Genomic DNA, 21,933 nt, shown 5'->3' on the forward strand with positions numbered 1-21,933 from the left:
CAGGCTCAGGCGATCCCTTCGGCGACCGGTTGCGCCGCACGCGCGGCGGCGAGCGCCTCGCGTGCGGCACGGAGGACGGATTCGCGCACGTCGCTCACGTTGCCCGTGATGAGGGCGCCAGCGGCTCGCACGTGGCCGCCACCGCCGAACCGCGTCATCAGCGCCGACGCATCCACCGACGGCGCCCACGCCGACGTGCGGCAGGAGACCTTGATCGCGCCGGCATCGTGTTCATTGAACAGGAGCGCCACACGCATGCCGTTCGCGCGGGCGATCTGCTCGACGAGGCCTGAGATGTCCTCGTCCAGGGCTTCCGCGCTCGCGAAGTCCTCGCGCGTCACCTCGGTCCACACGAGCTGTCCCTCCTGCTCGCGTCGCATCCTCGAGAACGCGAAGCCCCAGAGCTTCAGCGCTTGGAAGCGCTTGTTGCGGAACACGTTGTACGTGATCGCCTGCAGGTCGGCGCCGGCTTCGCGCAGCCGCGCGGCGCGTTCGAGGGCGCGCGAGTCCGTCGAGGGGAACTGGAACGAGCCGGTGTCGGTCATGATGCCGATGAGCGCGGCCGTCGCCATGTCGGCGGTCCACTTCACGCCTAGCGCGTCGATGACGCGCGACACGATCTCCGCGGTCGCCGCGGACGAGACGTCGACCAGGTTCACCGAGCCGAACCGATCGTTCGACGCGTGATGATCGATGTTCACCAGGGTCGGGCCAGCTGGCAGGGCGAACTTCGCCCGCTCGGCCGATCCGAAGTCGACGGTAACGATGACGTCCGACGTCGCGGGCGGCGGCTCGGTGGTGTAGCGATCGGCCCACGCGAGAAATCGGGCGTGCTCCGGCACTGCGTCGGCGCAGTGGAGCGTGACGCGCTTGCCGAGGCTATCGAGCGCCAGACCGAGGGCGATTCCCGAGCCGATCGTGTCCGGATCGGGGTCGCGATGCGACACGATCGCGATGGTCTTCGCGCCGCGTAGCGTCTCGACGAGCTCTCTCACGAGTGGCCCTCTCCTTCCCGCGCCTCACGCAAGAGCGAAGAGATCCGTGCCGCGCGCTCCGCGGTCTGGTCGGAGAAAAAGGCGAGGTCCGGGACGTAGCGAAGATCCGTCCGCGCGCCGATCTCGTGACGAAGATATGGTCGGGCCTCGTTGAGCGCGACCATCGTCGAGCGCACCTGATCCTGGTCGCCAAGGACGCTGACGTGCACCTTGGCGCTGCGAAGGTCGGGCGTGACCTCAACGCCGGTCACCGTCGCGAAAGCGATGCGCGGATCGCGCAGCTCCTCGCTGATGATCATCGCGAGCTCGCGCTGCAGCAGCGCGTTGACGCGGTCCGCTCGCTTGTACGCCACCCTGCGATTACCTCGGCTTTGGCTGGACGGTGTACGCCTCGATGACGTCGCCGACCCGGATGTCGTTCGTGTCGAGCGTGATGCCGCACTCGAGACCCGCCGCGACCTCGCGCACGTCGTCCTTCACTCGGCGCAGCGACTCGATGTGCCCGTCGTGCGCGGCCTCGCCGCCGCGCAGCAGGCGCGTCTGCACGCCGCGGCGCATGACACCGTCGAGGACGCCGCAGCCGGCGATCGTCGTCTTGCCGGCGGTGAAGATCTGCCGGACCTCGGCGTGGCCGATGACTGTCTCGACCATTACGGGCTCGAGCATCCCGGTGAGCGCTTTCTGCACGTCGTCGAGGAGCTCGTAGATGACCTTGTACTGGCGAACGTCGACGCTCGTCTGATCGGCGACCCGCTTGGCGGGCGCCTCCATCTTCGTGTTGAAGCCGATCACCACCGCGCTCGAAGCCGCGGCGAGCGTCAGGTCGGACTCGGTGATGTCACCCACGGCGTCGTGGATGACCTGGAGGCCGACCTCGTCCTGCGGGATCTTCGCGAGCGCCCCCTTGATCGCCTCGAGGGAGCCCTGCACGTCGGCCTTAAGGACGAGCTTCAGCTCCTTGGCCTTTCCTTCCTTGACCTGCGCGAACATCTCGTCCAGCGTCGCGGGCTTCTCCGACGCGCCCGCACCGGCGCGCTCTCGCGCGTTCGCGGCGACGAGGGCCTTGGCGGTCTTCTCGTCCGGCACGACCCGGAAGACATCGCCCGCCTCTGGGACGCCCGGCAGTCCGAGGATCTCGACCGGACGGGACGGCTCGGCGCGGCCAACGGGCTTGCCCTTGTCGTCGGTCATGGCTTTCACGCGACCGGCCGCGACGCCCGCGACGACGAAGTCGCCGCGCTCGAGGGTCCCCGTCTGCACCAGGACCGTCGCGACGGGGCCGCGCTTCGTGTCGAGGTGCGCCTCGACGACGCGACCGATCGCGGGCCGATCCGGGTTCGCAGTGAGCTCGGCGACGTCCGCCACGAGCAGAACGGTCTCCAGCAGGTCGTCGATGCCCAGCTTGGTGCGCGCCGATACCGCGACGAGCGGCGTGTCGCCGCCGTATTCCTCGATCGTCACTCCGTGCTCCGCGAGCTGCGCCTTCACCTGGTCTGGATTCGCGTCGGCCTTGTCCATCTTGTTCAGCGCGACGACGATCGGCACACCCGCTGCCTTCACGTGCGAGATCGCCTCGATCGTCTGCGGCTGCACACCGTCGTCCGCCGCGACGACGAGGATCGCCACGTCGGTGATCTGCGCGCCACGCGCGCGCATCGCGGTGAACGCTTCGTGACCTGGTGTATCGAGGAACGTGACCTTACGGTCGTTGTACTCGATCTGGTACGCGCCGATGTGCTGCGTGATGCCGCCCGCTTCGCGCGCGGTCACGTTGGTGGTGCGGATCGCGTCGAGGAGGCTCGTCTTCCCGTGGTCGACGTGTCCGAGGATCGTGATGACCGGTGGGCGCGGTTTCAGCTTGCTCGCGTCGTCCTCGGTCCAGAGCTCCGGCTTGAGCGGGGCGATCTCGGCTTCGGTGTCCTCAACGGCCGGTGGCGCCTCTTCCTCGGCCTTGGTGTCGATGCCGAGCTCGGTCGCGACGAGGCTCGCGGTGTCGAAGTCGATCGTCGTGTTGATCGACGCCATCGTGCCCATATTCACCAGCGCGCGCATGAGGTCGACGATGCTGACGTCGAGCAGCGTCGCGAGCTCCCGCACCGAGACCTGCTTCGGCAGGACGACCGGCGGACGTCCTTCGATGACCGCCACCGCCGGAGCGGCCTGCTCGACCGGTGCGACGGCCGGCTGAGGGCGCTGCGGCCTACGGCCCCGTGGTCGGGGGCCGCGCTGTGGCGGGAAACGCCGGGGTCGTGCTTTGGGCATTACGCGGTCTCCTTCTGTCGTACGAGCGCTGCTTGCTCTAGTTCTACCGCTAGTCGCGCCGCCGTGACGGCCTCGATCGGGATCTCGAGGGCTTTTGCGAGGGCTCCCTCGCGCAGTCCCCGCTCGAGGCAGGCCCGATCGGGGTCAAGGTACGCGCCCCGGCCGGGGGCCTTGCCGCGAAGGTCGACGCTCAGCTCGCCTGCGGGGGAGCGCACGATGCGCACCAGCTCCCGCTTCGCGCGGACGGTGTGGCAGGCCACGCACGTTCGCTGCGGAAGGGGCCGACGGCCGGTGACCGCGTTCCCCTTCGGGCTAACGGCGTTCCTTCTTCTTCTTGGCTCCGAGGAGCGCTCGATCCTCTTCATCCAGCTCCTCTTCGTCCGCCATGGCCGACTCGGCCTCGACCTCGGCGATGAGGTCGTGACTCGGCTCCGCGTCCTCCTCGACCGGCGCGGCGACCTCGGCCTCGACCGCCACAGGCTCCGGTTCTGGCTCCGGCTCGAGCTCGGCACGCACCTCCGACTCGCTGCGGATGTCGATGCGCCAGCCGGTGAGCTTCGCGGCGAGCCGCGCATTCTGGCCTTCCTTGCCGATCGCGAGGGAGAGCTGCCGGTCGGGAACGACGACGTACGCGGTCTTGTCATCGGTGACGATGTCCACGCGGACGACGTGCGCCGGCTCGAGCGCGTTGGCGACGTACTGCTCGGGCTTCTCGTTCCACTCGATGATGTCGATCTTTTCGCCGCCCAGCTCGTTCACGATCGCCTGCACGCGAAGCCCCCGCTGCCCGATGCACGCGCCACGCGCGTCGATGCCGGGCTGACGCGCACGGACGGCGATCTTGGTGCGCGAACCGGCCTCGCGCGCGATGCCGACGATCTCGACCTGACCGTGGTAGATCTCCGGCACCTCGAGCTCGAAGAGCCGCTTCACGAGGTTCTTGTGCGAGCGGCTGACCATGATCTGGGGCCCGCGCAGCGTTCGCCGGACCTCGACGACCACCACTTTGCGGTGCTGGCCGATGAAGTAGCGCTCGTGCGGCGCCTGGTCGGCGCGCGGAAGGATCGCCTCGGCCTTGCCGAGCTCCATGATCGCGGAGCCCGCCTCGAAGCGGCTGATCTGACCGTTGATGATGTCGCCCTCGCGATCGGCGTACTCCGCGAAGACCTGCTCGCGCTCGGCCTCACGCAGCGACTGCTGGATCACCTGCTTCGCGGTCTGGGCGCCGATACGACCGAGGGCGGCCGCCGACTCTTCGAGCGGGACGATGTCGCCGAGCTGAACGTCGGGCTTGATCCGCTTGGCGGCGTCCAACAGGATCTGCAGCTTCGGATCCTCGACCTTGTCGACGACCGTCTTGAGCAGGAAGACCCGGAAGGCGCCGGTGGTGATGTCGACCTTGACGTCGATGTTCTCTTCGGCACCGTAGGCGCGCTTAAGGGCTCGGGCGATGATGTCGCCCACGACCTCTTTGGGGAGCCCCTTCTCGGCGGAGAGCTGCGCAAGACCGGTCACGAGTTCTCGGTTCATCGCCGGCGCTCCCCTCTTCTTCAATTCGGCACGCTCGCCACGGTCGCGAAACAGGGGCGGGTTGCCCCTGGGCGACAAAAAAAGTGGGGTCGACCCACTTTCAGCGGCGCCCGCGGCTCCCGGGCATCGACCGGTCGCCTGGCGAAATTGTATCAAAGAGGAGCAACGTCGGGAGCTTTGGCCGCCGCCCGCTTTTAGGTGAGGTTGTTCCCGATGTTCGAGAACTGGTTCACCAGTTGATTTCGAAGAAAGACCATTGCGATGATGATCGCGATCGCGATGACCGCGATGATGAGTGCGTATTCGACCAAGCCTTGCCCTGATTCGTCTGTCCAAAATCGACCCATTTCCCACTCCTTACAGGCGGGTCGGCGGCCACCGGCTAGCCTGCCATGGCGTCAGCGCGCCTGCCATTGCTAAGCGGTATGCGCTACGTGACCGTCACCGTCCTGTCACCCCGACCCGCCCAGCGCCCCGCAGAGCCGCCGTGACGCGCTCCTCCGTGCTCGCAGAGCCCGGTGGCGGCGCTCCCCGGAGGGCAGCGATGGCCTCGCTCGCGGTGTAACCGAGGGCCTGCAGCGCGGCCGCCGCGTCGTCATCGGTGAGCACGCCGGTGGGCTCGCGCGCTGGACCGGTCCGACCGATCTTTCCCTTGAGATCGACGATGAGCCGCTCCGCGGTCTTCTTCCCCACTCCCGGTGCGCGCGCGAGCGCCGCGGAGTCGCCGGATGCGATCGCGGCCGCTATCGCCGAGGGACTCGAGACCGACAGCAGTGCGAGGCCCGCCCGGGGGCCGACACCGGAGACCGTGATGAGCAGCTCGAAGAGCGCGAGCTCGTCGCGTGTCTCGAAGCCGAAGAGCTGCTGCGCATCGTCGCGCACGACGTGATGCGTGTGCAGCGCGACCGCGTCGCGTGACGGCTGGCGCGGGACGAAGACCTTGTAGCCGACGCCGCGCACGTCGACCACGACGTGATCGACGCCGCGCGCGACGACTTCGCCGCTGAGGTAGCCGATCACCTGGCGCTCGCGACGGCGGCGACGAATTTGACGCGTTGCGCGTGCGTGAGAGCGATGGCGATCGCGTCGGCAACGTTGTCCTGGGTTATGGGTCCGGAGAGCTCGAGGATGTGGACGATCATGCGCTGGACGGCGCGCTTGTCGGCGCCGCCGGATCCCGTCACCGATTGCTTCACTTCCTGCGGTGTGTACTCCGCGATCGAGAGACCGGCGCGCGCGCCGCACACGAGCGCGACACCGCGGGCTTCGGCGACGGCCATCGCCGTCCTCACGTTCTTGTTGAAATAGAGCCGCTCGAGAGCGAAGAACGCCGGTTTGTGGGTCGCGATGAGCTCATCGATGGCTTCGGCGATCGCGAGCAGCTTCTCCGCCGCGCTGCCATGGCGCGGCGTCTCGACGAGTCCGTGCGCCAGCAGGCGTGGCGGGTCGGTGGTCAGGTCCAGCAGCGCGTATCCCATTCCCGTCGTGCCGGGGTCGATACCCAGCACGGTGTTCCGGCTAGGCGTGCTGAAGGACCTCGTCCGGTACGTCGAAATTCGCGTGCACCTTCTGGACGTCGTCCAGCTCCTCGAGCTCCTCGACCAGGCGCAGGACCTTCCGGGCCTGGTCGCCGTCGACGCGGACGGTCGTGGTCGGGCGCATCGAGATCTCGGCCGATGCCACGGTGATGCCCGCTTTCTCGAGCGCGGACCTCACCTTCTCGAACGAGTTGGGTGTCGTGTAAGCGGTGACCAGGCTGCCGTCGGTCTCGACGTCCTCGGCGCCGGAGTCGATCGCGATGAGCGAGACGTCATCCGGCGAGCGCTTGCCGGCGTCGATCTCGATGACGCCCTTCTGTTCGAAGAGCCACTGCACCGAGCCAGACTCGCCGAGCTTGCCGCCGTTCTTCGTGAACGCGGCGCGGATCTCCGGGGCCGTGCGGTTGCGGTTATCCGTGGCTGCCTCGACCATCACCGACACACCGCCGGGCGCGTAGCCCTCGTAGAGGACGCTCTCGAGCTGCGCGCCGTCGGCGCCGCCAGTGGCCCGCTCGATCGCCCGCTGGATGTTCGCGTGCGGCATGTTCACAGCCCGCGCGCGGTCGACCGCCAGCCGCAGCCGAAAGTTCGCTTCGACGTCCCCGCCACCTTCACGCGCCGCGAGCATGATCTCGCGCGTCATCTTGGTGAAAACGACGCCCTTCTTGACGTCCGCCGCGCCCTTCTGGCGCTTGATCTGGCTCCACTTTGAATGTCCGGACATCGCGCCGAATACTATCAACGCACACGCACTGGGGAGAGCGACATTGGCCCTCATACAACCCGAGAAGATCCGCAATGTGGCGGTCGTGGGGCACGGCGGATCTGGGAAAACGACCCTCGTCGAAAGCATGCTCCACGCCGTCGGCGCCACGAACCGCCTCGGCAAGGTCGATGACGCGACCAGCATCCTCGATACCGATCCGGAAGAGCAGAAGCGCCGCATCACGATCAACATCGCGCTCGCCTCGTTCACTCATGACGGGACCAAGATCAATCTCCTCGACACTCCCGGATTCCTCGACTTCGCCGGTGACCAACACGCTGCGCTGCGCGTTGCCGACGCCGCGATCGTGGTCGTCGACGCCTCTGCCGGAGTCCAGGTCGGCACGCAGCTCGTGTGGTCCGAGCTCGATGACCACAAGACGCCGCGCGTCGTCGTCGTCAGCCGGCTCGATCGCGAGAACGCCGACTTCGAACAGGTCTTGGGGCAGCTGCGCGAGGCATATGGGATCCGCGTCGTTCCGCTGCACGTTCCGATCGGCGAGCACCAGGGCATCTCCGCCACGATCGACCTGCTGCACGGCCAGGTCCTGAGGGGCCCGAAAGAGCCGATCGCCGAGATCGACAAGGCGCAGGCCGACGCGGTCGGTCAGTTCCGCCAGCAGCTCGTCGAAGCGATCGTCGAGACGAACGAGGATCTGCTCACCCGCTACCTCGACGGCAAGGAGATGTCGTACGAGGAGCTCCGCGACGCCCTGCACCTGGCTGTGCGTGAAGGAAAGGTCATCCCGGTGGTGGCGACATCGGCGTCGAAGAACGTCGGGTACACCGCGCTCCTGAACACGATCCGCGAGATGCTCCCCTCGCCGGCGGAAGATACGTCGGTCATCGGTAAGTCACCCGCTGGCGACGAGACGGCGCGCAAGACCGATCCGAGCGAGAAGTTCTCCGCGTTCGTGTTCAAGACGCTTGCCGATCCCTTCGTCGGCAAGCTCAGCTACGTCCGCGTCTATTCCGGCACCCTGCATCACAACTCGCAGGTGTTCGACGCCACGAAAGGCGAGACCGAGCGTGTGGGGCAGATCTTCTTCCTGCGCGGGAAAGAGCAGGAGATCACCGACGCCGTGGGCGCGGGCGACATCTGTGCCGTTCCGAAGCTCACGGCCACCTCCACGAACGCCACGCTGTCCGACAAGGACGCGCCGATCCTCTACGACCCCATCGCGTTCCCACCGCCTTCGTTCTCCGTCGCGATCGACCCCGCGAGCAAGGCCGACCTCGACAAGATGTCGACCGCGCTCCACAAGCTCATCGACGAGGACCCCTCGCTGCACGTGCGCCGCGATGACGCCACGCACGAGACGATCCTGTCGGCGGTCGGCGAGTCCGGCATCGACGTCGCGGTGCATCGGCTCAAGGAGAAGTTCGGCGTGCAGGTCGAGATGCGGACGCCGCGAGTGCCGTACCGGGAGTCGATCCGGGCGAAAGCGCAGGCGCAGGGCCGCTACAAGCGCCAGACCGGTGGCCACGGCCAGTTCGGCGACGCGTGGCTCGAGGTCGAGCCGCTGCAGCCGGGATCGGGGGTGGTCTTCGAAACGCGCATCGTCGGTGGCTCGGTCCCGCGCAACTTCTGGCCCGCCGTCGAGAAAGGTATCCGCGAGCAGGCCGTGAAGGGCGTGATCGCGGGCTATCCGCTATCGGACTTCAAGGCGACGCTCTACGACGGCTCGTTCCACCAAGTCGACTCGAGCGAGATGTCGTTCAAGATCGCAGGATCGCTCGCGCTCCAGGCCTGCGTGAAGGACGCGCAACCGTATCTGCTCGAGCCGATCATGGATGTCGAGGTCATCGTGCCCGAGGAGCAGATGGGCGACGTGCTCGCGGACCTCAACAGCCGCCGCGGTCGCGTACTCGGGATGGACGGCGCGGGCGCGGGGTATCAGAGCATCAAGGCTCACGTGCCCCTCGCGGAGATCTTCCGCTACTCGACCGATCTGCGCTCGATGACCGGCGGCCGCGGTACGTTCACCTCGACGCTGCTGGGCTACGAGCAGTGCCCGTCGCACATCGCGGAGAAAGTGATCGCGGCGCACGAGGAGAAGGTCGAGGAGGGCGCGGCCGCGCGCTAGGTGATCTCCGGCCGCGCCGCGTACGCGCGGCCCAGGGCGGTCGCCGTCGCCACGCCGTACGAGAGGCCACCGAGAGCGGCGAGGATAGGTGTGCGGTCGACAGGAGCGTCGATGATCGCCAGCACAAGCCGCGAGAGCGCGGCGGCACCGAGCATCGTCGCGAGCGGAAAGACTCCAAGGAAGCACGCCGGGGCCGCGACGACGGGCAGCGTCCAGAGCGCGCGCTGTTCGGCCCGGCCACAGCGTCGGCAGAAGCGCACCGAGGCCGACGGGTTTCCCTCGAACATCGCAACGATCAACAACATTCGCCCCGACCCACGCGACGTACGGGTCGCGCGTCTTCACGTGATGTCGGCGACGATCCGGCGCGAGAAGTAGGACAGGAGCCACTCTCCCAGCAGCGTGCCGCGGTTGCGTCCGCCCACGAGCTGCATGAGGTAGTTCGTCCGCCACACCGTCCACGCCGGCAGGCCCGACAGCACGATGTGGATCGGCCGCGCGAACTCTGCGGCCGCGCTGGTCCGTCCGAGCGCGACGAGATCGCCCTTGCGTTTGTAGACGTAGGGCTCCGTGGCCTCGCCTCGGACGAGATGCGCGAGATTGGTCGCCGCCGCGGGCGCCTGCTGCACTGCGACCTGCGCGAGCATCGGTAGCGCCTTGCCGTCCTGCTCGAAATGCGCGGCATCGCCGAGCGCGAGCACGTCGTCGCGCCCGCCGACGCGGAACGACGTATCGACGGTGAGCCGACCGTCCTTCGCGCGCGGCAGCTCGACTGCGGCGACGATCGGGTTGGTCTTCACACCGCCGGCCCAGATGACCGTGTGCGCGGTCAGTACCCTCCCATCCTTCGTGCGCAGCGTGCCATGCCCCACTTCTGAGACGAGCGTTTTCAGCATGATGCGCACGCCGAGCTTCTCGAGCCGGCGCTGCGCGATCGCGGAGAGGCGCGCATCCATCCCCGGCACGACGCGGTCGGCGCCGTCGATGAGCGTGATGGTGGGCTCGTGGCGCACGTCGATGGTCGGGTAGATGCCGCGCAGCGTGTGATCCATGAGGTCGCGCATCGACGCCGCGAGCTCTACCCCGACCGGGCCGGCTCCGACGATCGCGAACGACAGCAGCTCGCGCCGGCGCGCCGCTTCGGGCAGGAGCGCGGCATCTTCGAACGTCGACAGGATGCGGTGCCGCACGGCTCGGCCATCCTCGAGCCACTTCACGACGAGTGCGTGCTCCTTGACGCCCGGGATCCCGAAGTCGTTCGTCACGCTCCCGAGCGCGATGACGATGTGGTCGTACGCGACCTCGCCGTCCTCGGTGCGCACGGTCCTCTTCTCGAGGTCGATCGCCTCGACCTCCGTGCGGAGGAAGCGGAAGCCGGCCCTCGCGAGGGGCACGCGCAGCGGGTAGGCGACCGCGTGCGGCGGCAGCTCACCCGTCGCGACCTGATAGAGGAGCGGCGTGAAGAGCGAGAAGTTCGAACGGTCGATGAGCGTGACCTCCGCCTCGCCGCGCTTCAGTCGTTTCTCGAGATGGCGGACGAGGTGCAGCCCGGCGAACCCGCCGCCCGCGATGAGGATGCGCTTCGTCACGAGCCCTTCGCCAACGCCGCCTGCACGCGGTCGAGCTCGCTCAGGTAGGCGCGAGTGATCGGGTCGTCGGCATCGAGGGTCCGCGCGTGCTCCAGGCGCTCGCGCGCGGCGGCGAGGTCTCCCGCCCGCATCTGCGCGAAGCCCGCGTCCGCGAGGTACGCGGGTTCGGCCGGGCGCAGCGCGGCCGCACGCTCGAGGGCGCCGACCGCCTGGTCGACGTCGTCGGCCATCAGCAGCGCGACACCGAGCTCGTGCAGCGCGTCGGGGTGCTCCGGCCACAGCTCGAGGACGCGAGCGAAGGAGGCGAGCGCGGCCGGCGCGTCGCCGCGGTGTCGCGCGAGCAGCCCGAGCCCGAAATGCGCTTCCCAGAGGTCAGGCTCGACCGCGAGAGCGGACTCGAACACGGACCGCGCCTCGGCCGATCGCGTCGCGTCTCCCTCGATGGCGCCCCTCCCCGCGCTCTCGAGCGCTCGCTCGAGGTCGGCATGGCGGATCCCGAAGCGGAGGCGTCGCGCCTGCCCCGCGATCTCACCGCTGGTCTCCAGCTCGAGCAGCGCATCAAGCTCGCGTGCCGCGCGGTCGCGGTCACCCGTTTCGTACGCGGCGCGCGCGAGGTTCAGTCGCACGATCGCGGGTCCGTTCGCCGCGAGCGCCGCCTCATAACGCGGGATCGCATCGGCGTTCTCACCGCGCGCGTGCAGAGCCGCGCCGTAGGACGCGTGAAGCTCCCAACCCGCGGCGCCGGCGGCGACCGCGCGCTCGAACGCGGGGTGGCCCGCTCCGAGGTCGCCGCGCTGCAGCGCGATGATCGCCGTGAGCTCCTGCGCCGCGCCGTACGAATCGCTCGCCGGCGAAATGCGACGCAGGTGCGCGAACGCGGGCGCGCTCGCGCCGGCATTCGCATAGAGCTCGGCGAGGCGAACGACGTCCGCGTCCGGGAGCGCGCGCACGGCGTGCGCGTGCTCGTAGGCGACGATCGCCTCGTTGATGTGGCCGGCCTCCGCCCGCAGCTTCGCGAGGATGTAATGCGCGCGCCACGAGCGAGGGCGGATGACCGTGAGGTCCTCGAGCGCGCGGACCTGGCGGCCGATGTCACCCCGCTCGAGTGACTCGGCCGCGAGAACGAGGAGCCGCTCCTCCGCAGGAGCGCACTCCGGGTCCCCGCCCAGCGCCGCGAGATAACGCTCAAGCGCGCGCCCGATCGCCTCATCCGCGCCCGCGGGGTCGCTCTGGCGTAGCAGCGTCGCCGTGACCTCCTCGTCCATGCCTTCGAGGAGTGCGGCGTACGCGTCCTCAGTCGCGGCGGCGGGCGCATCCGCGGCGGTCGTGTTCGTCGCACCGACGGCGCGCGCCAGCCAGCGCGCGAGGGCCGGCTCGGTCGTCGCGAGCGTCCCGGGTTCGATGCCTATCGAACGCGTCGCGCGGACCGCGCCGCTGCCGACATCGACGAGCGTGACTTCGAGGCGCCGGGAACCTCCGTCCTCGCGATAGATTCCGGTGAGCGCGTACGCGGCGCCGAGCGCGCGCCCGTACTCCGCCGCGAGGTTGGGCTCAGGCGACGACCCAAACACGAGGTAGCCGGCGTCGCTCGCGGCCTCGGGCATCGCGACCAGGAATACCGGCCGCACGTCGACGGCCTCTTCCTGAGCGAATCGTTCGACCAGGCGAGCAGCGAGCTGACGAGCCCACGCCCCTGCCCGCGCCGTCATTCCGCGCGCGCCGAAGGGGATGACGGCGACGATGGGACGCGCGACGGTCATGCTCTCAGCGCCAGCGGATGCGGTGGTGCTTGCGCGGCCCGACCTGGATCACTGGTTCAGTGGCGGTCGGGACCATCGTCTCCAGGCTCGCCTTGGACCCGTCCACCTTGACGCCGCCCTGCTTCACCAGGCGCAGCGCATCGCTGCGGCTCGACGCGATCTTCGAGTCGCGAAGGAGGTCGACGATGTTGATCTCCGCGTGGCCGTTGATCTCGACCTCGACCGTCGGGATGTCCTCGGGGAGCCCGCCCTCTTTGAACTGCCTGCCGAACGCGATCTTCGCCTCGTCGGCGGCCGCGGGCGAATGCAGCTCGCTCGTGATCTGCCACGCGAGCTTCTCCTTCGCTTCCTTCGGATGGAGCTCACGGTTGCCGATCGCGCCGAGGATCTTGTTGACCTCTTTGCGCGGCATCTCCGTCGCCCACTCGAAGTAATGGGGCATGAGCTTGTCCTCGATCGACATCACCTTTCCGTAGATCTCGTTCGGCGGGTCGGTGAGCCAGATGCCGGTCTTCGGCTTCGACTTGCTCATCTTCTCGCCGTCGAGGCCCTCGAGGAGATGATTGATGAGGAGGTTCTGCGGCCGCTGACCGAGCTGCTCCTGCAGCTCGCGTCCGGCGAGGATGTTGAAGAGCTGGTCGGTGCCGCCGACCTCGACGTCGGATTCGATCGCGACCGAGTCGTACGCCTGCAGCAGCGGGTAGAGAAGATCTTTGATCGGGATCGCGGTCTTCTTCTCAAGCCGCTTGCGGAACTCCTCGCGCTGAAGCATCTGCTGCGTGGTGAAGCGCGACGCGAGGTCGATCACGTCCTTCAGCCCGAACTTGCCGAACCACTCCGACTGGAGGACCACGCGCGTGCCTTCGCGCGGGACGATGAGATGGAACTGCTCGATGTACGTCTCGGCGTTCTTCATCACCTTGTCGTGCGACATCGTCGGCCGCGTCTCGTCCTTATCGGTGGGATCCCCGATCTGTGTCGTCCAATCGCCGACGATGAGCACGATCTCGTGCCCCCATTCGGCCAGCTTGCGCAGCTTGCGCAGAGGCACGGCATGGCCGAGGTGGAGATTTGGGTGCGTCGGGTCGAAGCCCTGTTTGATACGCAGCTGACGGTCCCCGGCGCGCAGGGCGGCGGCGAGGTCTTCGCGGACGATCACCTCGGCCATCCCACGGGTCAGGAACTCTTCGAGCTCGGCGTCGCTGGGGCGCGTGGGCACGACGGAGAGGATATCGGCGGGGCCGAGGCTTTACGATGGAAGCATCGCGCGCAATACGACACGCGACCACGCTCTCGGGCGCGGACCGTATCGCCAGTTGCGGCGCCGAAGTGGGGGCGGCATTCGCGGCAGGCTCGCGGTGGTGCCCCCGGTCGTGCTCGCGTTGGTCATCGCCACCCTCGCGCTCGCCGGTTTCGGCGCGGTGACCGCGTTCGCGTTTTTCGCCTCTGACCTGCCATCCCCGGAGGACCTCGCGAAGGACCCCCTCGCCCAGTCGACCAAGGTCTACGACCGGGACGGCGCGACGCTCCTGTACCAGTTCGAGGTCGAGCGGCGGGAGGTGGTCTCGCTCAACTCCATCCCCCAGGTGGTGATCGACGCGACCATCGCGGCCGAGGACAAGTCCTTCTGGACCAACCCCGGCATCGACGTCTTCGGCATCGCCCGGGCGGTGCGCGATGACCTCTTTCACAAGGACGTCGTGAGCGGCGCCTCGACGATCACGCAGCAGCTCGTGAAGCAGCGGATCGTCGGCGACGAAGTGAGCGTCTCCCGCAAGATCAAGGAGGCGATCCTCGCCGTTCAGGTCACCCGGACCTACTCGAAGGAGCAGATCCTCGAGCTGTACTTCAATCAGATCTACTACGGGAACCAGGCCTACGGGATCAAGGCCGCGGCGCAGTCCTATTTCGGAAAGTCAGATCTTTCGACGCTCACGGTCGCCGAGTCCGCCCTGCTCGCGGGTCTGCCGCAGTCACCGTCGATCCTGGATCCGTCTCAGGCCGGCAACGTCGAGCGCGCCAAGGATCGTCGCGCCTACGTGCTCGACCAGATGGTCGACTTCGGCGCGATCACGCACTCGCAGCGCGACGCCGCGGACGCGGAGCCGATCACGGTGGCCGGCCCGCAGGTGACGACGATCACGGCGCCGCACTTCGTCTTCCAGGTGCGCAACCAGCTCGCGCAGATCCTGGGCGGCGACGAGTCGGCGGTCACGCGCGGCGGCTTCAAGGTCACGACCACGCTCAACACGAAGACACAGGAAGCGGCCGAGCGGCATGTGAAGGAGTCGGTCGAGTCGCTGCACGACAAGAATGTGTGGAACGCTGCGATGGTCTCGATCGACCCGCGCACGGGCGAGATCCTCGCGTACGTCGGCTCGGTCGATTACTACGACCGCGACGACCCTCGCGTGCAGGGCCAGTACGACGCCGCTGGCATCGCGCAGAGACAGCCGGGTTCCTCGTTCAAGATGTTCAACTACGTCACCGCTCTCAAGAAGGGCGCGACGGCGGCGACCGTCGTGGTCGACGCGCGCACGGACTTCACGGGGCGAGCAGACCCCACGCGCATGAGTCCGTCGGCGTGCGGCTACTGTCCCGAGAACGCGGACCTCCAGTACCACGGGCCGGTGACGATGCGGCAGGCCATCCGCGAGTCGCGCAACGTGCCCGCCGTGAAGTTCCTGTCGCAGTACAGCGGGATCGAGGACACGATCCAGACCGCGCACGACATGGGCATCACGGCGAACATCGACCCGAACCAGACCGGTCTGTCGCTCACGCTCGGGTCGAAGGAAGTGAAGCTCGTCGATATGGCGAGCGCGTACGGCGTGCTCGCGAACCTCGGCGTGCGCGTGACGCCGACGTACATCCTCAAGGTCGAGGACTCGCGCGGGAAGGTCGTCTGGGAGCACAAGGACTACGAGCAGAAGCGCGTGCTCGATGCCGGTGTCGCATGGCTCATGACCGACATCCTGAAGGACACGACACAGCCCTCGCGGGACTTCATCTTCGGCAGCTGGACCAACATCGGGCGTCCCGCGGCTTTGAAGACGGGGACGACAGACAACCTCAAGGACGTCTACAGCGTCGGCTACGTCCCCACCCTGGTCACGGGTGTGTGGATGGGCAATGCCAACGGCGATCCGATGAGCTCGCGAGATTTCTCGAGCGCGATGGGGCCCGGGGTGCTGTGGCGCGATTACATGAAAGAGGTGCTCGACGGCGTCCCGGTCGCGGACTGGGAGCGGCCGGCGAACATCGTGCAGGCGACCATCGTGGCCGCGCCAGGAGCCTTCGGCGGATACGGCTCGGGTCTTCTTCCGTCGAGCCTCTCGCCGTTCTCCATGACCGAGTTCTTCGTCCGCGGCACTGTTCCGACACAGGTCGACAACTGGTGGGTCGCAGGATGCCCCGGTCCGGACGGCACCGCGCGTATCGCCCTCAAGCCGCAGGAGCGCGCGCCTGGGAACGTCTGGCAGAAGTACACGGATCAATGGATCAAGGGCGCCAACGCCGGCTCGTACGGCTATGGCCGGTACAGCTGGAATCTCATCGGCTCCGAACCATGTCCGAGCCCATCGCCCTCGCCATCTCCTTCTCCGTCACCCTCGCAGGGCTTCAGCCCGAGCCCGACCACCAGGCCGAGTGGCACGCCGTTCGTCGTGCCGTCGCTCACGCTTCCGCCGTTCCCGTCCGGTCGGACGGTCGCTCCAAGTCCTACGCGCCCTCCGTGAATCGACGCGTCGGCGCGATCGTTGCCTGCGTCGACGCGGACGGACGCGTGCTCCTCGTTCGTCAGCGAGGTGGACCGTTCGCCGGCGCCTGGCTGCTGCCAGGCGGCGGTGTTGAACAGGGCGAGTCACCGGAGGACGCGGTGCGTCGCGAGACCCTTGAGGAGACCGGCTGCGAGTTGACGGCACTCGCGCATGTCGCGACGTACGAGGTCGACGAGAGCACCGAGGACTTTCGCTCGCTCATGCACCTCTATCGCGGCAATGCGGTGGGCGAGGCGCGGGCGGAGGTTGGATCCGCCGTGCGATGGTCCGCGCCGGATGCCGCCGGCTTTCATGCCGCGCTGCGACGCGAGCTCGCGGATGCGGGTCTGCGCCGCGAGGATGATGAGCGGCTCGCGCGTGCTCTCTCCGCGACGAACGTGACGATGCGTCGCGTCGATCGCTGAAACACACGTCCGTTGGGGCGATGACGTTCCTGAATATCACGATGCGGGTTGCGCGTCCGTTGAAGTGCGCGCGGAGCGGTACGGATTCGACCGCTCTGGGTACGGGAATCATCCAAATTACGTAGAGTTCTCGGGCGCAGATACCCCGTTGAAGCCCCTTTGACACGGCTGCCCCCGGTCGCCCGCTACTCGGGCATGTGGGTCGCTCGTTAGTCAGTCGTGGGGTATGCAACTCGGGCAACGGTCCTTCTGTCCTGTTTGGCGCTGTGCGTTGGGACGGTCCCTGGTATCGGCAGCACGCCCGTTGCCGCAAACGTGCAGGCGCCCGCGCATACACCGCTGCGGGCCGCCGCGGTCCTCACCGTGATCTCCGGCGACGTGCAGACGCGTTTCGGCGGCTCGGGCTTCTCGAGCGCGACCGATGGCGCGGTCCTCTACGTCGGCTCCACTGTCCGCACCAGCGGCGACGCGCGCGCGGTCCTCACACTGTTCGAAGGCTCCACGATCGAGCTCGAGCCCGCGAGCGACATCACGATCGAGGAAGCGACCACACGAAGCAGCTCGACGATCGTGCAGCTCGCGCAGTCGGTCGGACGGAGCTGGCATGTCGTCACGCATCTCACCACCGCCGACTCACGCTATGAAGTGAGGACGCCCGCCGCGACCGCATCGGTCCGCGGCACCGCGTTCGAGGTCGCCGTCGATGACGCGCTCAGTGGCCCGACAACGACCGTGACCACGACCGAGGGTCGCGTCGCGACAGCGGACACCGCTGGCTCGAGCGAGGTCCTCGTCACCGCCGATCAGATCACGACGGTCCGCGCGAACACCGCGCCCGAGCCGCCCCGCGCGGCGCCCGACGCGCAGCGCGTGGTCAGCGTCGCCGTCGTGTCGGAGAGCTCGCTCGTCGTCGATCCGCTTGGCCGCGTCAATGGCTTCAAGGACGGCAAGGTCTTCGCGCAGACGCCGGGCGCGCGGGTGCGCATGCAGGACGGCACGATCGTCGTGACCCTGCCGAACGTCCCCGATGGCGTATTCGCGACGACCGTCTCGGCAGGCACTTCGGCGACCGTGTCCACCACCGTGACCGACAAGGGCGAGGAGCCCGTCAGAGTCAACAACGCGGTCGAGGCCGGCAGCGCATCGACGACCTCGGGTGTCGAGCTGCGCAAGGGCAGCGACATGCCGCAGGTACGTTCGCTCACACCGGACGAGACGCAGAAGCTGTCGGACGCGAAGTTCGGCGCGAAGGCGAAGGTCCGCGCGATCGCGAAGCAGACGCTGCGCGCGCCCGCGACGACCGAAGGGAACTCGGGCACCACAAGGGCGCCGACGAAGAAGAACGACGCGACCCCGCAGCCCGCAGCCACGCCGCGCCGGACCGAAGGCCCCACGCCGGCGCGCCGCTAGAGCCGGACGATCGTCGCGCCGTCGCCGCCCTCGGCGGCGCCGGCGGGCTCGTGGGCGCGCACCAGAGGATGCCGCGACAGCACCTCACGCACGGCGGTGCGTAGCGCGCCGGTCCCCTTGCCGTGCACGATCCGCAAGCGATCGACGCCCGCGACGGCGGCGTCATTGAGGTAGCGGTCAAGCACTTCGAGTGCCTCCTCGGCACGAGCGCCGCGCAGGTCCAGCTGTAGCGACACGGCCGCCGCCGAGCCGCCGATGACCGGCCGCGTCGCGAGCGGCGCCTCCTGGGCCGCCCGTGCGGGCCGCAGGCTCGTCGCAGGGACGCGCAGCCGCAGCGCACCGGCCGCGACGTCGGCCATCCCGCGGTCATCGATCGAGAGCAGTGTGCCGGGCTCGCTCACGCCCTCGACATGTACGGGCGAGCCGATCGCGATAGGCACCGCGGCGCGCGGGGCCTGCTCGGGTGTGGCCGCCGACCGACGCGTCGTCTCCGCCTCAGCGAGGGCGGCTCGAGCGTCGTCGACGAGGTTGCGCTTCGCCGCCTGGTCACGCGCGCTCTCCGCCTGCCGTAGCGCTCGGCGCGACTGGAGCAGAAGCTCATCCGCCTCCGTGCGCGAGCGACGTGCCGACCGCTCGGCCTCGTCGCGGATGCGCTCCGACTCACGCCGCGCTTGCTCCGTCAGGCGCCGCGCATCTTCGGCCGAAACGCGCGCCTCCTCGAGCGCCGCGGAGAGATCGGTGCGATGACGCTCGGCCTCCCGCAGCGTCCGCTCGAGCGATCGATGGAGCTCGGATAGGTGTGACTCCGCGCGCGCTAGGACGGCGTTGTCGAGACCCAGGCGAGACGCGATCGCGAACGCGTTCGACGATCCCGGCAGACCGATATGCAGACGGTATGTGGGACGGAGTGACTCGGCGTCGAATTCGACGCTCGCGTTCGACGCGCCGGGCGTGTTGAGCGCGAATGCCTTCAGCTCCGGGTAGTGCGTCGTCGCCGCCACGAGAACGCCGCGCCCCAGCAGTGTCTCGAGGACGGCCATCGCCAGAGCGGCACCTTCGTCAGGATCCGTCCCCGCGCCGAGCTCGTCGAGCAGCGCGAGGTCATCGCGCTCCGCCTCGGCGAGGGTCGCGACGACGTTTCGGAGATGCGACGAGAATGTCGAGAGCGACTGCGCGATCGACTGCTCGTCGCCGATGTCCGCGAACACACGCTGCACGACCGGCACCCGGCTGCCACGCGATGCAGGTATCTGCAGGCCGGACGCGGCCATGAGTACGAGCAGTCCGAGCGTTCGAAGGGTCACGGTCTTTCCACCGGTATTGGGACCCGTGATGACGAGCGCGCGGAAGTCCGATCCAAGGCGCACATCGATCGGCACGACGCCGGTCCCGCGTTCGACCAGGAGCGGATGGCGCGCTCCGACGAGATCGACGATGCCGTGCGAGTCGAGCACCGGCCGCTCGCACTCGAGATGGGCCGCGAGCTCGGCCTTCGCGAGCAGGAGGTCGAGGGCGGCGAGGGCGGTCGTCACCGCGTCGAGGTCGTCCCCCGCCCGTTCGACGCGGCGCGACAGCTCGTCGAGAACGCGGCGCACTTCGGCGCTCTCGGCGAGCTCGGCCTCGCGGAGCGCGTTGTTCGCCTCGAGGATCTCGAGCGGCTCGATGAACACGGTGGCGCCGCTCGCGGACTGATCGTGGACGATCCCCTTGACCGCGCCGCGCATCTCGGCCTTCACTGGCACGACGTAGCGTCCGCCACGCTGCGTGATGAGCTGCTCCTGCAGAGCACGTGAGAGGTCCGGCGAGCGCAGCAGGCCGTCCAGGCGCTGCTGGAGGCGGGCCTGCGCCGCTCTGAGCGCCGCGCGCAGCGAGCCGAGACGCGGGCTGGCGCGATCGAGCACCTCGCCGGTGCCGGCGATGGCATGTTCGATGGCCTCGGCGACGTCGCGCGGTGGACGCGCGAAGCGTGCTTTCGCCGCGAGCGGCGGGTACGGATGAACCTCGGCGAAGAGCTTCTCCGCGGCGCGGATGGTGTCGGCGATCTCGATGAGCTGCGGTGGCTCCAGCGAGCCGCCCAGGCGTGCGCGCCGCAGGGCGTCGCGGATGTCGCGAGCGCCACCGATGCCGGCGGACGGCTGCGCGCGCAGCAGATCGCGCGCCGCCGCGGTCTCGTCCTGGAGCCGATCGGCCTCGCGGATGTCAGTGACCGGCGTGAGCGCCTCAGCGAGCTCGCGGCCCGGCGTGAACGACGACCGCTCCGCGAGGAGCGCGCGGATGGCCGGGTATTCGAGCGTGACGAGCGCGCGCTCCGCGGCGGTCGTCATCACGAAACCCCGCTCGAGCCACGCACCCATAAGCGCCACGGCTTCGCCGACGTCGCGCTCTCTGCGATGCCGATCCGAGGCCCGCGCGCGATCAGGCGGGGCGCGACCCTTGGTGCGTCGCGCAGCTGCAACACCGAGCGTGTCAGGTCGATGCCCGTGTGCGACGTGGTGAGCGTGAACGCGCGTCCAAGCAGCCCGGGTCCGCTGAGGCGCGCGTCATGAGCGAAGCCCTCGAGCGGCTCCGCGCCGCGGAGGAGCACAGCGCCTGCCACGCCCGGCTCATGGGCGACGACGTTCATGCAGTACCAGACCCCATGTGAGAGATAGACGTAGGCGTGTCCCGGCCTCCCGAACATGACCTCGGTACGCGGCGTCAGGCCGCGGAACGCGTGCGAGGCCGGATCACGGGTCCCGTGGTAGGCCTCGACCTCGACGAGCCGCGCGGCGCGCCGGCCCTCGGGGCCATCGTAGAGGAGCACCTTGCCGAGGAGGTCGCGCGCCACGGCGAGGGGCGGGCGCGCGTAGAAAGGGCGCGGCAGACGCGGGCCGTAGCGGCGCGTAGCGGTGCTAGCTGGTCTTGCGCGGATCGAGCGCGTCTCGCAGGCCGTCACCGACGTAGTTGATCGACAGCACAGTCAGGAAGATCAGGAAGCCTGGGAAGAACGCCCAGTGCGGCGCGATGTCGATGTAGTCCTTCGCGTCGTAGAGAAGCCGGCCCCAGGTGGGGACGTCGGATGGGAACCCCAGACCGAGGAACGATAGCGTCGACTCGGTGAGGATCGCACCGCCGACGCCGATCGTCGCCGCGACGAGCACCGGGCTCAGGACGTTGGGGATGATGTGTTTCATGATGATGCGGCTGTCGGGATCACCGATCGCGCGGGCGGCCTCGACGAATTCCTTCTGCTTCAGCGACAGGAATGACGCGCGCACGAGACGCGCGACGGGCATCCAGTTCAGGACGCCGATGACGCCGACGATCATGAGGAAGATGCCGAGCTCCGGTCCGAACGCTGCGCGAAGTGAATCGCGGAACAGATAGACGATGACCAGCAGCAGCGGCAGGATCGGCAGCGACAGGAACAGGTCGGTGAGGCGCATCAGCGGGCTGTCGAGCTTCACGAAGTAGCCCGCGAGCGCGCCGATCGTGAGGCCGAGCGTGATCGCGACCAGCACCGAGGTGATGCCCACGGCGATGGAAACGCGCCCGCCCAGGATCGCGCGCGCGAGCATGTCGCGGCCCAGGTCGTCAGTGCCGAAGGGATGCTCGGCGCTGGGAGCACGGAGCGATACGTTGAAGTCGATCACGTTGATCGCGGTGTGGTACACGAGCGGCCCGAAGAGCGTGAAGACGATGAGGAACAGGAACGTGAACAGCCCTGCCATCGCCAGCCGGTGCCGTGTGAACTGGTGCCACGCGTCGCCCCACAGCGAGCGCGCCGGACGCTTGAGCTCGACGCTCGCGGGGAGCCGCGCGATCTCGACGTCGG

At 68.5% G+C, this 21,933-nt stretch carries 20 protein-coding genes; 4 read left to right on the plus strand and 16 right to left on the minus strand.

Features of this window, described 5'->3' with window-relative positions; translation table 11 throughout:
- Positions 1-5 precede the first annotated feature (5 nt).
- The 9 genes from VI056_04705 to VI056_04745 all read right to left on the minus strand — a co-directional run bounded on the left by VI056_04705 (position 6) and on the right by VI056_04745 (position 7,049).
- Positions 6-995: a bifunctional oligoribonuclease/PAP phosphatase NrnA gene (locus tag VI056_04705; GenBank protein ID HEY6202322.1), complete on the minus strand. Its 990-nt coding sequence runs from the start codon at positions 993-995 to the stop codon at positions 6-8.
- Positions 992-1,348 (minus strand): 30S ribosome-binding factor RbfA, encoded by a 357-nt coding sequence (gene rbfA, locus VI056_04710; protein ID HEY6202323.1) that lies wholly within the window; start codon positions 1,346-1,348, stop codon positions 992-994. Before rbfA ends, VI056_04705 begins: the two co-directional genes overlap by 4 nt.
- Positions 1,349-1,355: 7 nt before the next feature.
- A complete protein-coding gene (gene infB / locus VI056_04715) occupies positions 1,356-3,143 on the minus strand; it encodes a translation initiation factor IF-2 (GenBank protein HEY6202324.1) in 1,788 nt (595 codons plus the stop codon).
- 113 nt (positions 3,144-3,256) lie between these two features.
- Positions 3,257-3,517 (minus strand): YlxR family protein, encoded by a 261-nt coding sequence (locus VI056_04720; protein ID HEY6202325.1) that lies wholly within the window; start codon positions 3,515-3,517, stop codon positions 3,257-3,259.
- 52 nt (positions 3,518-3,569) lie between these two features.
- Entirely contained in the window at positions 3,570-4,787 is a 1,218-nt protein-coding gene (gene nusA / locus VI056_04725) for a transcription termination factor NusA (GenBank protein HEY6202326.1), read from the minus strand.
- 194 nt (positions 4,788-4,981) lie between these two features.
- On the minus strand, positions 4,982-5,134 hold the full coding sequence (locus tag VI056_04730; protein HEY6202327.1) for a Flp family type IVb pilin: 153 nt from the start codon (positions 5,132-5,134) through the stop codon (positions 4,982-4,984).
- Positions 5,135-5,228: 94 nt separating this feature from the next.
- Positions 5,229-5,807 (minus strand): Holliday junction branch migration protein RuvA, encoded by a 579-nt coding sequence (gene ruvA, locus VI056_04735; protein ID HEY6202328.1) that lies wholly within the window; start codon positions 5,805-5,807, stop codon positions 5,229-5,231.
- Positions 5,804-6,295 (minus strand): crossover junction endodeoxyribonuclease RuvC, encoded by a 492-nt coding sequence (ruvC, locus tag VI056_04740; GenBank protein HEY6202329.1) that lies wholly within the window; start codon positions 6,293-6,295, stop codon positions 5,804-5,806. Before ruvC ends, ruvA begins: the two co-directional genes overlap by 4 nt.
- Positions 6,296-6,305: 10 nt before the next feature.
- Positions 6,306-7,049, minus strand: coding sequence for a YebC/PmpR family DNA-binding transcriptional regulator (locus tag VI056_04745; protein ID HEY6202330.1), 744 nt, complete (start codon positions 7,047-7,049; stop codon positions 6,306-6,308).
- A gap of 43 nt (positions 7,050-7,092) precedes the next feature.
- Here VI056_04745 and fusA point away from each other — a divergent pair, with 43 nt between their 5' ends.
- A complete protein-coding gene (fusA, locus tag VI056_04750) occupies positions 7,093-9,177 on the plus strand; it encodes an elongation factor G (GenBank protein HEY6202331.1) in 2,085 nt (694 codons plus the stop codon).
- On the opposite strand, the gene VI056_04755 is transcribed toward fusA, so the two are convergent.
- Genes VI056_04755 through tyrS form a run of 4 tightly spaced genes read right to left on the minus strand, consistent with a single transcriptional unit; the run spans position 9,174 to position 13,745 of the window.
- On the minus strand, positions 9,174-9,482 hold the full coding sequence (locus VI056_04755) for a hypothetical protein (protein HEY6202332.1): 309 nt from the start codon (positions 9,480-9,482) through the stop codon (positions 9,174-9,176). The two genes, fusA and VI056_04755, sit on opposite strands and share 4 nt — an antisense overlap.
- A gap of 36 nt (positions 9,483-9,518) precedes the next feature.
- A complete protein-coding gene (locus VI056_04760; GenBank protein ID HEY6202333.1) occupies positions 9,519-10,766 on the minus strand; it encodes an NAD(P)/FAD-dependent oxidoreductase in 1,248 nt (415 codons plus the stop codon).
- Complete coding sequence (locus VI056_04765; protein HEY6202334.1) at positions 10,763-12,526, minus strand: tetratricopeptide repeat protein; 1,764 nt, start codon at positions 12,524-12,526, stop codon at positions 10,763-10,765. The genes VI056_04760 and VI056_04765 overlap by 4 nt, the downstream gene beginning before the upstream one ends.
- Positions 12,527-12,530: 4 nt before the next feature.
- Positions 12,531-13,745: a tyrosine--tRNA ligase gene (gene tyrS / locus VI056_04770; protein ID HEY6202335.1), complete on the minus strand. Its 1,215-nt coding sequence runs from the start codon at positions 13,743-13,745 to the stop codon at positions 12,531-12,533.
- A 142-nt stretch (positions 13,746-13,887) separates the two neighbouring features.
- On the opposite strand from tyrS, the gene VI056_04775 reads away from it, so the two are divergent.
- The 3 genes from VI056_04775 (at position 13,888) to VI056_04785 (ending at position 18,119) form a co-directional block, all read left to right on the plus strand.
- Positions 13,888-16,263 carry a PBP1A family penicillin-binding protein gene (locus tag VI056_04775; GenBank protein ID HEY6202336.1) on the plus strand — a complete coding sequence of 792 codons (2,376 nt, stop codon included), beginning with the start codon at positions 13,888-13,890 and terminating at the stop codon, positions 16,261-16,263.
- On the plus strand, positions 16,260-16,709 hold the full coding sequence (locus VI056_04780) for an NUDIX hydrolase (GenBank protein ID HEY6202337.1): 450 nt from the start codon (positions 16,260-16,262) through the stop codon (positions 16,707-16,709). Before VI056_04775 ends, VI056_04780 begins: the two co-directional genes overlap by 4 nt.
- A 258-nt stretch (positions 16,710-16,967) precedes the next feature.
- Positions 16,968-18,119: a FecR domain-containing protein gene (locus tag VI056_04785; protein HEY6202338.1), complete on the plus strand. Its 1,152-nt coding sequence runs from the start codon at positions 16,968-16,970 to the stop codon at positions 18,117-18,119.
- Here the strand turns inward: VI056_04785 and VI056_04790 are convergent.
- From VI056_04790 to VI056_04800, 3 genes are all read right to left on the minus strand, one after another.
- The gene (locus tag VI056_04790) at positions 18,116-20,473 is read right to left on the minus strand and encodes an endonuclease MutS2 (GenBank protein ID HEY6202339.1); all 2,358 of its coding nucleotides are present in this window, start codon (positions 20,471-20,473) and stop codon (positions 18,116-18,118) included. The genes VI056_04785 and VI056_04790 overlap by 4 nt on opposite strands.
- The gene (locus VI056_04795) at positions 20,443-20,946 is read right to left on the minus strand and encodes a DNA-3-methyladenine glycosylase (GenBank protein HEY6202340.1); all 504 of its coding nucleotides are present in this window, start codon (positions 20,944-20,946) and stop codon (positions 20,443-20,445) included. Before VI056_04795 ends, VI056_04790 begins: the two co-directional genes overlap by 31 nt.
- A 64-nt stretch (positions 20,947-21,010) precedes the next feature.
- Positions 21,011-21,922: an ABC transporter permease gene (locus tag VI056_04800; protein HEY6202341.1), complete on the minus strand. Its 912-nt coding sequence runs from the start codon at positions 21,920-21,922 to the stop codon at positions 21,011-21,013.
- Positions 21,923-21,933 lie beyond the last annotated feature (11 nt).

The sequence above is a fragment of the Candidatus Limnocylindria bacterium genome (assembly GCA_036523395.1).
Lineage (GTDB): Bacteria > Chloroflexota > Limnocylindria > P2-11E > P2-11E > CF-39.

Bases quoted from the DNA above. Each gene is read 5' to 3' on its own strand.
- VI056_04755 (HEY6202332.1), bottom strand. From the start codon at position 9,482: ATGTTGTTGATCGTTGCGATGTTCGAGGGAAACCCGTCGGCCTCGGTG.
- nusA (HEY6202326.1), bottom strand. From the start codon at position 4,787: ATGAACCGAGAACTCGTGACCGGTCTTGCGCAGCTCTCCGCCGAGAAG.
- VI056_04790 (HEY6202339.1), bottom strand. From the start codon at position 20,473: ATGGGTGCGTGGCTCGAGCGGGGTTTCGTGATGACGACCGCCGCGGAG.
- VI056_04765 (HEY6202334.1), bottom strand. From the start codon at position 12,526: ATGACCGTCGCGCGTCCCATCGTCGCCGTCATCCCCTTCGGCGCGCGC.
- VI056_04745 (HEY6202330.1), bottom strand. From the start codon at position 7,049: ATGTCCGGACATTCAAAGTGGAGCCAGATCAAGCGCCAGAAGGGCGCG.
- VI056_04730 (HEY6202327.1), bottom strand. From the start codon at position 5,134: ATGGGTCGATTTTGGACAGACGAATCAGGGCAAGGCTTGGTCGAATAC.